We start from the raw sequence: 11,907 nt of genomic DNA, 5'->3' as shown, positions 1-11,907 counted from the left end.
GACATAAGTCACAAGAACATCGGGAGCCGGATGCACGGAAACGGGCACGTCCGGATCTAAATGAGAGGTGCGGGAGATAATACTCCCCATCGACTCAACCCAAAAAATTAGCCTTGGATATGGGCTTGCTTTGGGGGTTGCGATTTTAGGTACAACTGCCGGAATTATACTGGGAAACTACTACCTACATCAAGCGCATGAGCAAGAAGAAGATGCGATCGCACAATTTGAGATGATTACTAACCTGCAAATTGAGGCACTTCAGCTTCGCGCTCACAGCCAAGAGTTTGTTACCACTCTCTCACAACCAGAGCGGTTAAACGAAGAATATACTCATTTTGTCAAGCATTATCAGAGTTTTAAGCAAATTTGGTTTGAGTTTAGAGATTTTGCAGCAACTAAGGGAGAAGAGGAAACACACTTGAACGGCGAAGTTGAAGCCATCAACAAATTCCTCAAGACTTATCAGGGAGTTCCAGAAGCTTACATCCAAAAAGTAGACATTCTCTTGGAGCGCGTTAATTTGCAAAACTTAAAATCAGAGAATGTGGAAATTTTGCGCCCTCAGCTAATCGAGTTTGGAGAGAGTTCGAGCGTCGCCAAAATCGACTACTTCTGCGAAGATTTAACTGAACTGACGGAAATGACCCACGAGGAGTATAAACAAGCGGAGGCTACAATCCTAGCTGCGGAGGTGCTACGATTGCAATTGATTGTTGTAAGTATGGTGGTGTCGGTACTAATAGCTATTGTTTTAGTTATTTCCACCAGTCGAGCGATCGCGCGTCCAATTCAAATTCTCACCCAAGTCACTAAACAGTCGATTCAAGAGTCGAATTTTGACTTGGAAGCTCCTGTTAATACAGAAGATGAAATAGGAATTCTCGCTACATCTTTCAATCAACTTATTTTCTCAGTTAAACAACTCTTAGAGCAGCAACAAAAAGCGAACAAACAACTCGAAATTTATAGCCAAACCCTGGAAGATAAAGTTGAAGCGAGAACACAAGAATTAAGTGAGAAAAATAACTACCTTCAACAACTCCTAGAAGAACTCCACCGCACTCAAGTTCAGATGCTTCAAAGTGAAAAGATGTCTGCCTTGGGACAAATGGTCGCAGGTGTAGCGCACGAAATCAATAACCCAGTCAACTTTATTCATGCCAACCTAAGTTATGTGCAAGAATACGCTCAAGATTTGCTGAAACTGCTGCAACACTATCAAAAATATTACCCCGATCCTCCCGAAGCGCTGCAACAAGAATTGGAAGGTATCGAAATCGAATTCCTCGTTGAAGATTTCACCAAGATTCTCAAATCTATGAAAATCGGAACAAACCGCATCCGCGAAATAGTGCTGTCTTTACGCAACTTCTCTCGCTTGGATGAAGCCGAAATCAAAGCAGTTGATATTCATCAAGGCATTGACAGCACCTTGATGATTTTGCATCACCGTTTCAAACTAAACCAAGACCGTCCAGAAATTCAAATTATTAAAGAATATAGTCAATTGCCTTTAGTTGAGTGCTATCCCGGTCAACTCAACCAAGTATTTATGAATTTACTCGCAAATGCTATTGATGCTCTCGAAGAATCGAACCAAGGACGAACCTTTAAAGAAATTACCATCAATCCCAACATTATCCGAATTTGCACTATGATTACCGCTAACAACCAGGTGATGATTTCTATTGCCGATAATGGTCTTGGTATTCCAGAAGCGATCGCAACAAAGCTGTTTGACCCCTTCTTTACAACCAAACCTGTAGGCAAAGGTACTGGATTGGGTTTATCAATCAGTTATCAGATTGTAACCGAAAAACATCGAGGCAAACTCTGGTGCGATACAGCCCCTTTCCAAGGTACAAAGTTTGTGATTGAAATTCCCGTTCATCAATGTAAGTCATAATTAATAATTCATAATTCATAATTTCAATCAGTGTCAGCTTTAATTCTCCACTTCAAAAGTTTGAGATCGTTCAAAATTCAGTGTTCGCGCTTTACCCATTTTTTTAATTATGAATTATAAATTATGAATTATGAATTAATAAAAATGCTGAATCAAAACCAAACACCTTTATTAGATGCCTTAAAAGCTAACGCAACCCGTCCTCACGCAGCTTTTTACACCCCAGGACATAAGCGCGGTGCAGGCATTTCCCAAAAATTGGCTGATTGTTTTGGCAAAGCTGTATTTAGCGCTGATTTAACTGAATTATCTCAGTTAGATAATTTGTTTGCACCCCAAGGAGTGATTCAACAAGCGCAACAACTCGCAGCTGAGGCATTTGGTGCATCACAAACTTGGTTTCTTGTCAATGGCTCTACGTGTGGAATTGAGGCGGCAATTCTCGCGACTTGTGGGATGGGCGATAAAATTATTTTACCGCGAAATGTGCATTCTTCTGTGGTAGCAGGTTTAATTCTTTCTGGCGCCATGCCGATTTTTGTTAATCCTGAATATGACCCAATTTTAGATATTGCTCACAGTATCACGCCTGCATCTGTGCAAGCAGCATTATCAGAGCATCCCGATGCGAAAGCGGTGATGATAGTTTATCCAACATATTACGGCGTATGTGGAGATGTGGAGGCGATCGCTTCCCTCGTCCACCAATACAATATCCCTTTACTGGTAGACGAAGCACACGGCGCACACTTCGCATTTCATCCCCAATTGCCGATCCCAGCTTTAGCCGCAGGTGCAGATTTAAGCGTACAATCGATCCATAAAACGCTTGGGGCAATGACTCAAGCATCGATGTTGCATATTCAGGGGTTGAGGATAGATAGCGATCGCCTAAATAAAGCTTTGCAATTAGTACAGTCTACCAGTCCTAGTTACATACTTCTTGCTTCCTTAGATGCAGCACGTCAGCAAATGGCTTTGCATGGCTTTGAATTAATGTCTCGCACCTTACAACTTGCGGATGAAGCGAGAACCCGCATCAGCCAAATTCCCGGATTATCAATTTTACACTTCCCCCCCTTCCCCCCTTCCCCACTCCCCCCCTCCTTCTTCGTAGCTTTAGACAAAACTCGCCTAACTGTGACTGTTTCCGGTTTGGGTTTAACTGGCTTTGAAGCTGAGGAAATTCTTGATGAACTAGGCGTGACAGCAGAATTTGCATCACTGCAAAATCTCACCTTTATTATCAGCTTGGGTAACAATGCCCAGGATATTGAGCAATTGGTGCAAGGTTTCACCACTCTTGCCGCCAATCACCGCATCAAAAAAGAGAAAAATGACTTGAAATTATCTAAGCTTGTATGGGATAATTTTATTACTGTGGGTAATTCTGTGCGTATGTCGGCTAGAGAAGCTTTTTTTGCTGAAAGTGAAACATTACCCATCCAAGAAACTACAGAAAGGATTTGTGCTGAAATTGTCTGTCCTTATCCTCCGGGAATTCCTGTGTTAATGCCGGGAGAAGTCATTAGCCAAACAGATGTAGAATATTTGCAACAGATTCAGTTAATAGGTGGATTTATCAGCGGTTGTGCGGATGCTAGCCTAAATACACTTAAGGTTGTCAAGATGAAAGCTTAATCAACTGTTTTAACCAACGGCTAAGAATGCAACGACATCTGCAATATCATGGAGCTTTGAATGGGTTGACAATACCTAACCCATCAATACTTGAATACCCAAAATCCTCGGTGTAAAGAGTCTGAACATTTGCTGACAAACAAGCAGCAACAATCATCGCATCCCAATATGACAAACTGAAGCGATTTAGTAAATCCTCTGCTCGATTCAGAACACTCCATGTTGGTAAAACAGTATGCCAAACCTGTTGTAAGTCACGAATATACTGCCATGCTTGCGCTCTATCGTATCCCAACGGTTCTAGCTTACGACTGGCTGCCAAATACTCACATGCAACCTGCCAAAGCAGCACACCGTCTGTCAGAGTAGACACCAGAGAAGCTGCTATTTCTTGCTTAGTTGGATCGCGGGGATCGTTGACATAAATCAAGATGTTAGTGTCAACGGCGTTCATGCAGCATTTCCCGTGTAAAACGAGGAGCATTCGATGGAATTGGATTTTGCTGCATCCGCTCAACCAGCGATTTCAGAAAACGTTGCTTAGTTTCTGCATCAGAAATCGACGGTGACACAACTTGAGGTGATTGAATGAATAATTCAACCTCAGTCCCTTCAGCTAAATTGCAGGGTGTTTGCAAAACGAATGCGCCGTTACGGTAAATTGCTTTGACGTGGGGCATAAAAGGAGACTCCATGCCGATTAATAGTCGCATCTTTAAGCATAACCGATCGCCTCACAGACCACCTCAAAGCACTGTCCCACAGCTTACCTCAAAACAACTTAAACCTGAATACCAACAGATAAGCACAGAAGTGCCACTACAAGTGAAAGACGAAACAAGCTAACGGCTGAAATCAGATGCGACAGACAACCAAAGCTACTCCACCAAAACTTTTGTTAGTCCGTTGGCTGCATTGATTTGTTGGGCTGCTGGTGGGCGCTTATCTGTTTGGTCGTCTTCTTCGTCTTCTGTAGTACCCTCTCACAGGGGTTCCATCCTTTCGATTATACGTGTCAACATATTCATAATCACTTTGATTAGAAATTTTATCGTATTCTTCTACTGTAATTTTTGGTCTACTTTCTACCCTCTTAACAGGCTGTTGAGGTGTTTTATAGGTAGGATTAAGAGGTTGCGTTCGATTGATTTGGGAAAGATTTTTTATTTGTGCTTTCAAATCAGCTATTTCATTTTGCTGTTGTTGATATTGCTGAAGTATTATTTGATATTGTCTTTGTATATCTAGCTTTTGAGAACTTAATTGAGACTTTTCATCCTGCAAGTTTTCAATCTGAGATTGTTTGTTTTGAGCAAGTTCCGCTATATCTCGAATTCTTTGCTGTAAATCTAGCCTCTGCTGGTTGAGTTGAGCTACTTGCTTTTTTAATTCATTAATTTGGTTTTGTTTTCTTTGATCAAGTTCTGTTGAATTTTCAACTTCCCTTTGTAGATTAGCTATCGAATTTTGGAGATTGTTTATCTGAGCTTGTTTGCTTCGAGCAATTTCTGTTAAATCTTGAATATTCTTTTGCAAAGCGGTTATACTAGCATCACGAGCAGATATATCTCTATGTAAGTCAGAAATGTTTCTAGTAAGATTAGAAATCTCTTGAATACGCTTGTTCAGTTCGTTAGCATTCTGTTGTCTAGTTCTAAGTAAACTGTTGAACTGTTCAGATAACAGATTAATTCGAGAGTGTAATTCATTGACAAGTGCCTGATAGGTACTATCAGTTTTAGAACTATTAGTTTCTAGAACCAGCTTTGCTGATAAAACCCTGATTAAATCATCAATTTTATAGGCTAGACGAAGACGAAATGGACTGATTTGATTAGCGTTATGTGCTATTTCTACAGCTAATCGTTCAATCACCTGTGAAAGAATAGTCTGCGAAGGTTGCCTACTTCTAGCAAAAATAACTAAATTAGTTACGATTCTTTCGAGTCTTATATAATCCTTTTCAACCTGACTAGCTAGAAGAGAACGAGTGTAGTCCTGTATCTCTGCTAAAATACGGTATTTTTTAGGTCTTCGAGGCTCTAATTCTTGTAAAATCTCATTTCTTTTATATTCTAATGCCTCAAGTGTTCTTGCAATTTTCTCATGGTTTGCAGAAGGATCTTCACCAAGACGTTCTAGAATACCCTCGTAAAGCCATGCTTGAGACTCTAAGTTATTCAGTTTTTGAATTTGCTGTTGATTATCCGGTTGAGAAACTATATCTATTCTTTGTAACTGCTTTTGTAAACTGTTAATCCTTGCTGAAACAGTCCCTTTGAAACAAGCAAGCAATAACTCTAAAGCTTGACCGTAAGGGAAAGAATAATCAGCAAACCAACCAAATAAAACCCAGAAAAATAGAGAACATACCAAAAATATAACTACTTTAATGTAGTTTAGAATCTTCTTAAGTAGGTTCCTATTTGCCTCTAAATCTAAGTTTTCAAGGTCTAAGTAAAGTTGATTAACGAAAAAATTGCTTACCTATTTGTTGACCTATAACTGTACCTGGATTGTTATTAACATTAAGATTAACACCTGATTCAGTAGTCTGAGAAACATTAGAGGTATTTTGTATCTGCTGATACCGAGTAACCAGTCTTTCTAAATCTTCTTGGAAGGTCTTGTCAGATTCGGCTTCGCTCACGATCGCAGCTTCTAAGAGCTTTGGTTCTTCCTTCGCTCTCTCAAGCTGAAGTCTGCCTTGAAATCTTGCTTTCAAAAAATCTAGGACATCTGCTCCAGCTTTCTCCAAAGCACCGCCTGTAGCTTTGTCAATTGCATAAAGCGCAATATTTACTGCTTGTAAAGCCAGTACAGATAAATCCATGTCGGTAGTGATTTTGATCTAAGCCTTACCAATTTATAGCACATATACACCGATAACCTTCAAGTGCTGCCGTACAGACAGCATAAAGGTAACTTAACACTGAATATGTACCGACAATCTACAGGGACTGTCCTCACTAAGAGACGAAACAGCCCAGCCGTTTATTATACGAAATCCGTATATCTCTTCATAATCGCTTCACGCACCCCATCCCATCACTTACTGTGCGATCGCGAGTTCATCTTCTTCAATAACTTCATAACCATTAGCGAGTTGCTCAATTGCGCGATCAATTTCAACTACTCATCTATTACTTGTGGCATTGCTTCGATTAATGCCCGAAGCGCTTTGTTAACTGCCTCAGGTGTTGTGAAAACTTGAGCCACGTCTTCATCTAAAACAACAACTGTTAACCGCTGTTTCTCATGACGAACAGCAAAGCGATTGGGTTTTGCTTTCTGATAATCGAAGTCATATTCAGTCATAAGCTCGTCATTAGAGTTTTGTGATTCCTCAAAAGGCGTTTTGTTCATAATCTTCACGTTCCCTTCGAGTAGCTAGACGGACACTGATGATACGGATAGCGCTAGGACGTTCGGTAAAAGAAACCAACAACAGGCGATTTTTTTGAGAGTGACCAATAATGATTTCTCGCTGCTCATTTACAGAGTGTGCTTCATCATTAAAAATCACCGCTAGTGCATTATCGAAGACGGTTTTGGCTTCTTCAAAACTGACTCCGTGCTTCTTCAGATTAGCAGCTGCTTTTGACTCATTCCACTCGAACTCCATGCCCAGATTATATCCGATTGTTAACCGGACTGATTAGATCGGTGCAAATATACCCAATCCTATACCATCACTTATTGTGCGATCGCTAGCTCATTTTCTTCAATAACTTCGTAACCATTAGCCAACTGTTCAATTGCGCGGTCAATTAAATCTAGACCGTGCTGCACTTTGTCAACTACGCTCAACTGTCCACGTAAATCAGCAGCACCGGCGAAGTTTTTCGCATACCATGTCATATGCTTGCGTGCTTGACGTACACCGCGATCGCCTTTATATTCATACAACGCTTGTAAATGTTCCCTAGCACATTCCAAACGCTGAATTGGCGTTGGTGAGGGTAATAATTCCCCCGTTTTCAGAAAATGATCGACTTCTCCGACCAAAAACGGATAGCCCAAAGTTCCCCGCGAACACATTACCCCATCAGCGCCGGTTTGCTCTAAGCAACGTACCGCAGCTTCCACCGAGAAGATATCGCCATTACCAATCACGGGTATAGAAAGCACCTCTTTCACACGCGCAATCCATTCCCAGCGAGCGTTACCATTGTAACCTTGAGCGCGGGTGCGTCCATGCACCGTAATCATTTGCGCTCCTGCGTCTTCCATGCGTTTGGCAAAATCAAGAATCGTAATTTCCTGGTCATTCCAGCCGATGCGTGTTTTCACCGTTACTGGTACATTTACTGCCTTCACCACTTCCCGGATGATCGCCTCAGCAACATCTGGTTGACGCAACAGCGAAGAACCACCACCATTTTTAGTGATTTTATTTACCGGACAACCCATGTTGATATCAACAGTATCAGCGCCTTCTTGTACCGCTTTTATCGCCGCTTCTGCGAGAAAATCCGGACGACAGTCAAAAAGTTGAATGCTGATTGGGCGTTCGTTCGGGTCAACCTCCATAATTTTCGGCAGTTGCTTGACATAATGCAACCCCGTAGCATTCACCATCTCCGTGTACATCATCGATTCTGGCGCATAACGACGCACCAAACGGCGAAACACCAAATCAGTCACCCCAGACAAAGGCGACTGCAAAACGCGGCTTTTCACCTCAAGGGAGCCAATTTTTAGGGGCGTCGAAAGTCTAGCTTTGAGTTCGGGAGACAGCATAAACAATTCTTAATTTCAAAAGGTAAATATTTAACTGTATTTATCTATTGTTGTAGCTTAGAGATATTAAGTGTAGCGCGGCTCGTATCTTATTTATGCGGTTTCTCATGCTGTGGCTGGACGCAGAAAATGGCTAAGAATCATATTGAACTTAGAAGAAATAAATACTTCAAACTTAGTTCACAACTTGCTGAGTTGGATAATGCACAATTGCATTTTCTGTTTGACAATAGTGAGTCGAATAAGTCAAGCACAGGTTGGGGAATAAATCACACCATTGTCCTTGGGCAATCCAAGGTCTTTGTGAAACGGGTTCCAATGACGAACCTCGAATATGAAAATTTGTTCTCCACCAGAAACCTGTATGACCTGCCGACTTACTGTAATTACAACTTAGGTTCCACTGGTTTTGGGGTCTTCCGCGAACTCGTGACCCATATCAAGACAACCAACTGGGTATTAGAGGGGGCGATCGCCACCTTCCCACTGATGTACCATTATCGGATTATTCCATTCTCTGGGCGGCGGGCAAAGGTGGATAGGTTGCGTCTAAAAGAGTATGTGGAGTACTGGGGCAATAGTGCGAACGCTGGGAATTACGTGTTAGATCGAGCGATCGCCAACTATGAGTTGGTTATGTTTATAGAGTACATACCGCATATTCTGGAAACATGGCTGCGGGAAAATCCCAACAAACTCCAGAAACCCCTGAATGACTTACGCACGACGATTGACTTTTTGAGGACGAAGAAAATCATCCACTTCGACGCGCATTTTCGCAACGTCCTCACCGACGGGGAGCAGATATATTTGACCGATTTTGGTTTAGTACTTGACAAGAGCTTTGTGTTGACTTCAGATGAAGAGTCTTTCTTTGAGCAGAACACATTTTACGACTATGGAGAAGTCCTGCGTAATTGGGGACACCTGATTCGATGGTCGTATGATTCATGTTCCGAGAACGATAAACGCAGGATAATGGAAAAATATGGCATCAAAGAAGGCTTACAACTTTATGAAGTGGGGTCTATATTACTCGACAACATCGAGCAGATACATGCTGACGGGGTGATGAAGTTAGATGAGTTCTATGTTGCCAGCATCGTCAAATACCGCAGCATCATTGCGCTGATGCAAGATTTCTTTACTCATATGTGGGGAAACAAAAAAAAGGATACGAAACTCGATCGCGCAAAACTACGGTTACTGCTGAAAGAGACGGGGTTTATTCCTAGTGCTGAATTTCACACACAGTAAATATATTGGCGATTATAACTAGCGAATATCATTTGGTTTACCTTTAAACACCGTGACGATATGTGTTTAAAGCAAATAACCACTAAAAATCAACCTTAACCAGATTTAAAGACGGCAAACACCACTAGATAGTTACGGTTCACCCTAATTACTGAAAGTGTTTATTCTCATACATTAGACGAAGTGAGAGCAAATAAATCAATGAGCCGATTAGACAAGCCTTGAAGCAACCGTCCCCAACAAGGTTCGGGAAACCCTCCTTCATAGACTGCCTGCACAGGCTCAGTATATATATCAGCATAGCCTGGGATTAAAACCCAAGGAAAGCCAAAAAAAGGTATTCATGCTGAACTAGCTGTTCTCTTAATCCAGTTGGTTCAAAATTTAGTCCTAATTCTCCCATTCATTTTCATTCGTTTGTAGTTAACGGAGCCAGAGCGTAAAAATGGCAAAAGTAGTTGGAATTGACTTAGGTACGACAAACTCCTGCGTCGCAGTGATGGAAGGTGGTAAACCCACAGTTATTGCTAACGCAGAAGGATTTCGGACAACGCCTAGTGTAGTAGCATTTGCAAAAAATGGCGATCGCCTGGTTGGACAAATCGCCAAGCGTCAAGCGGTGATGAACCCCGAAAACACCTTTTACTCGGTGAAACGCTTCATCGGACGCCGTTACGACGAAGTAACCAAAGAAACTACTGAAGTTTCTTACAAAGTCGTCAGCAGCAGCGGCAACGTCAAGATAGAATGTCCCGGACTTGGCAAAGCATTTGCCCCAGAAGAAATTTCTGCCCAAGTTCTTCGCAAACTAGTTGAAGACGCAAGTAAATACCTTGGTGAAACTGTCACCCAAGCTGTAATTACCGTTCCCGCTTACTTCAACGACTCGCAACGCCAAGCCACCAAAGATGCTGGTAAAATTGCTGGGGTCGAAGTTCTGCGGATTATCAACGAACCTACCGCTGCTTCACTAGCATACGGATTTGACAAGAAGAGTAACGAAACCATCTTAGTATTTGACCTTGGTGGTGGTACTTTCGACGTGTCTATCCTCGAAGTTGGTGACGGTGTATTTGAAGTACTAGCGACATCTGGTGATACTCACCTTGGTGGTGACGACTTCGATAAAAAAATCGTTGACTATTTAGCCGACCAGTTCAAGAAAGATGAAGGTGTCGAACTCCGTAAAGACAGACAAGCTTTACAACGTTTGACAGAAGCCGCAGAAAAAGCAAAAATTGAACTTTCTAGCGTCAGCCAAGCAGAAATCAACTTGCCATTTATCACCGCTACCCAGGATGGTCCCAAGCACCTGGATATGACGTTGACTCGCGCTAAGTTTGAAGAACTGTGTTCTGACTTAATCGATCGCTGCCGTATTCCTGTAGAAAATGCGCTGCGTGATGCTAAATTAAGCAAAACCGATATTGATGAAGTCGTATTAGTTGGTGGTTCTACCCGCATTCCCGCCGTGCAACAGGTGGTGAAAACTGTTTTGGGTAAAGACCCTAACCAAAGCGTTAACCCTGATGAAGTTGTAGCTGTTGGTGCAGCTATTCAAGCGGGTGTGCTTGCTGGTGATGTCACGGGCATTCTGTTGTTAGATGTATCACCTTTGTCCTTAGGTGTAGAAACCTTGGGCGGTGTGATGACCAAGATTATCCCTCGCAACACCACTATTCCCACCAAGAAATCGGAAGTCTTCTCCACCGCCGTGGATGGTCAAAGCAACGTGGAAATTCACGTTCTCCAAGGTGAACGCGAGATGTCCAACGATAACAAGAGTTTGGGAACCTTCCGACTTGATGGTATTCCCCCAGCACCTCGCGGTGTACCTCAAATTGAAGTTACCTTTGACATTGACGCTAACGGTATTCTCAACGTTACCGCTAAAGATAAAGGCACTGGTAAGGAACAGTCTATCAGTATTACAGGCGCTTCTACCCTCGATAAATCCGATGTTGAGCGGATGGTAAGAGAAGCTGAACAAAATGCTTCTACTGACAAAGAGCGTCGTGAGAAAATTGAACGCAAGAATCAAGCCGATTCGTTGTCATACCAAGCTGAGAAGCAGTTGCAAGAATTGGGCGATAAAGTTCCCGAAGCTGACAAAACCAAAGTTGAAGGTTTGGTGAAAGACTTGCGGGATGCTATTTCCAAAGAAGACGACGAGCAAATCAAGAAGCTGATGCCAGAATTACAACAAGCGCTATTCGCTGTTGGTAGCAATCTTTATCAACAAGGTGGTGGCGGTGCTACTGGAGGTGCTGAACCTCAAGATGGCGGTCCTACCTCTTCTGGTAGCGGTAGCGGTGATGATGTGATTGATGCTGATTTCACTGAATCAAAGTAAGTTG

At 42.2% G+C, this 11,907-nt stretch carries 11 protein-coding genes; 4 read left to right on the top strand and 7 right to left on the bottom strand.

What is annotated here, in order from left to right:
* The first annotated feature begins 130 nt into the window (after positions 1-130).
* Complete coding sequence (locus AABK37_RS24430) at positions 131-1,909, top strand: sensor histidine kinase (protein WP_432554114.1); 1,779 nt, start codon at positions 131-133, stop codon at positions 1,907-1,909.
* Positions 1,910-2,053: 144 nt separating this feature from the next.
* Complete coding sequence (locus AABK37_RS24425) at positions 2,054-3,550, top strand: aminotransferase class I/II-fold pyridoxal phosphate-dependent enzyme (RefSeq protein ID WP_432554116.1); 1,497 nt, start codon at positions 2,054-2,056, stop codon at positions 3,548-3,550.
* A gap of 46 nt (positions 3,551-3,596) precedes the next feature.
* Here AABK37_RS24425 and AABK37_RS24420 read toward each other — a convergent pair whose 3' ends face one another.
* From AABK37_RS24420 to dusB, 7 genes are all read right to left on the bottom strand, one after another.
* Positions 3,597-4,004 (bottom strand): PIN domain-containing protein, encoded by a 408-nt coding sequence (locus tag AABK37_RS24420; protein ID WP_432554113.1) that lies wholly within the window; start codon positions 4,002-4,004, stop codon positions 3,597-3,599.
* Positions 3,991-4,263, bottom strand: a complete 273-nt coding sequence (locus AABK37_RS24415) for an antitoxin family protein (protein ID WP_432554112.1) — start codon at positions 4,261-4,263, stop codon at positions 3,991-3,993. The genes AABK37_RS24420 and AABK37_RS24415 overlap by 14 nt, the downstream gene beginning before the upstream one ends.
* 229 nt (positions 4,264-4,492) lie before the next feature.
* Positions 4,493-5,926, bottom strand: coding sequence for a hypothetical protein (locus AABK37_RS24410; RefSeq protein WP_432554111.1), 1,434 nt, complete (start codon positions 5,924-5,926; stop codon positions 4,493-4,495).
* Positions 5,927-6,017: 91 nt separating this feature from the next.
* The gene (locus AABK37_RS24405) at positions 6,018-6,383 is read right to left on the bottom strand and encodes a hypothetical protein (protein WP_432554110.1); all 366 of its coding nucleotides are present in this window, start codon (positions 6,381-6,383) and stop codon (positions 6,018-6,020) included.
* 299 nt (positions 6,384-6,682) lie between these two features.
* Positions 6,683-6,916 (bottom strand): hypothetical protein, encoded by a 234-nt coding sequence (locus AABK37_RS24400; RefSeq protein WP_432554109.1) that lies wholly within the window; start codon positions 6,914-6,916, stop codon positions 6,683-6,685.
* The gene (locus AABK37_RS24395; RefSeq protein ID WP_432554108.1) at positions 6,897-7,175 is read right to left on the bottom strand and encodes a BrnT family toxin; all 279 of its coding nucleotides are present in this window, start codon (positions 7,173-7,175) and stop codon (positions 6,897-6,899) included. Before AABK37_RS24395 ends, AABK37_RS24400 begins: the two co-directional genes overlap by 20 nt.
* Before the next feature lie 71 nt (positions 7,176-7,246).
* On the bottom strand, positions 7,247-8,299 hold the full coding sequence (gene dusB / locus AABK37_RS24390) for a tRNA dihydrouridine synthase DusB (protein ID WP_432554107.1): 1,053 nt from the start codon (positions 8,297-8,299) through the stop codon (positions 7,247-7,249).
* Between the two features lie 123 nt (positions 8,300-8,422).
* On the opposite strand from dusB, the gene AABK37_RS24385 reads away from it, so the two are divergent.
* Both AABK37_RS24385 and dnaK read left to right on the top strand, forming a co-directional pair.
* Positions 8,423-9,550: a hypothetical protein gene (locus AABK37_RS24385; RefSeq protein WP_432554106.1), complete on the top strand. Its 1,128-nt coding sequence runs from the start codon at positions 8,423-8,425 to the stop codon at positions 9,548-9,550.
* A gap of 445 nt (positions 9,551-9,995) precedes the next feature.
* Positions 9,996-11,903: a molecular chaperone DnaK gene (gene dnaK / locus AABK37_RS24380; protein WP_432554105.1), complete on the top strand. Its 1,908-nt coding sequence runs from the start codon at positions 9,996-9,998 to the stop codon at positions 11,901-11,903.
* The last annotated feature ends 4 nt before the right edge of the window (positions 11,904-11,907 follow it).

This window comes from Tolypothrix sp. VBCCA 56010 (assembly GCF_050875635.1).
GTDB lineage: Bacteria > Cyanobacteriota > Cyanobacteriia > Cyanobacteriales > Nostocaceae > Hassallia.
Note: the sequence above shows the minus strand (reverse complement) of the source record. Positions and strands in the feature narration are given on the sequence as shown.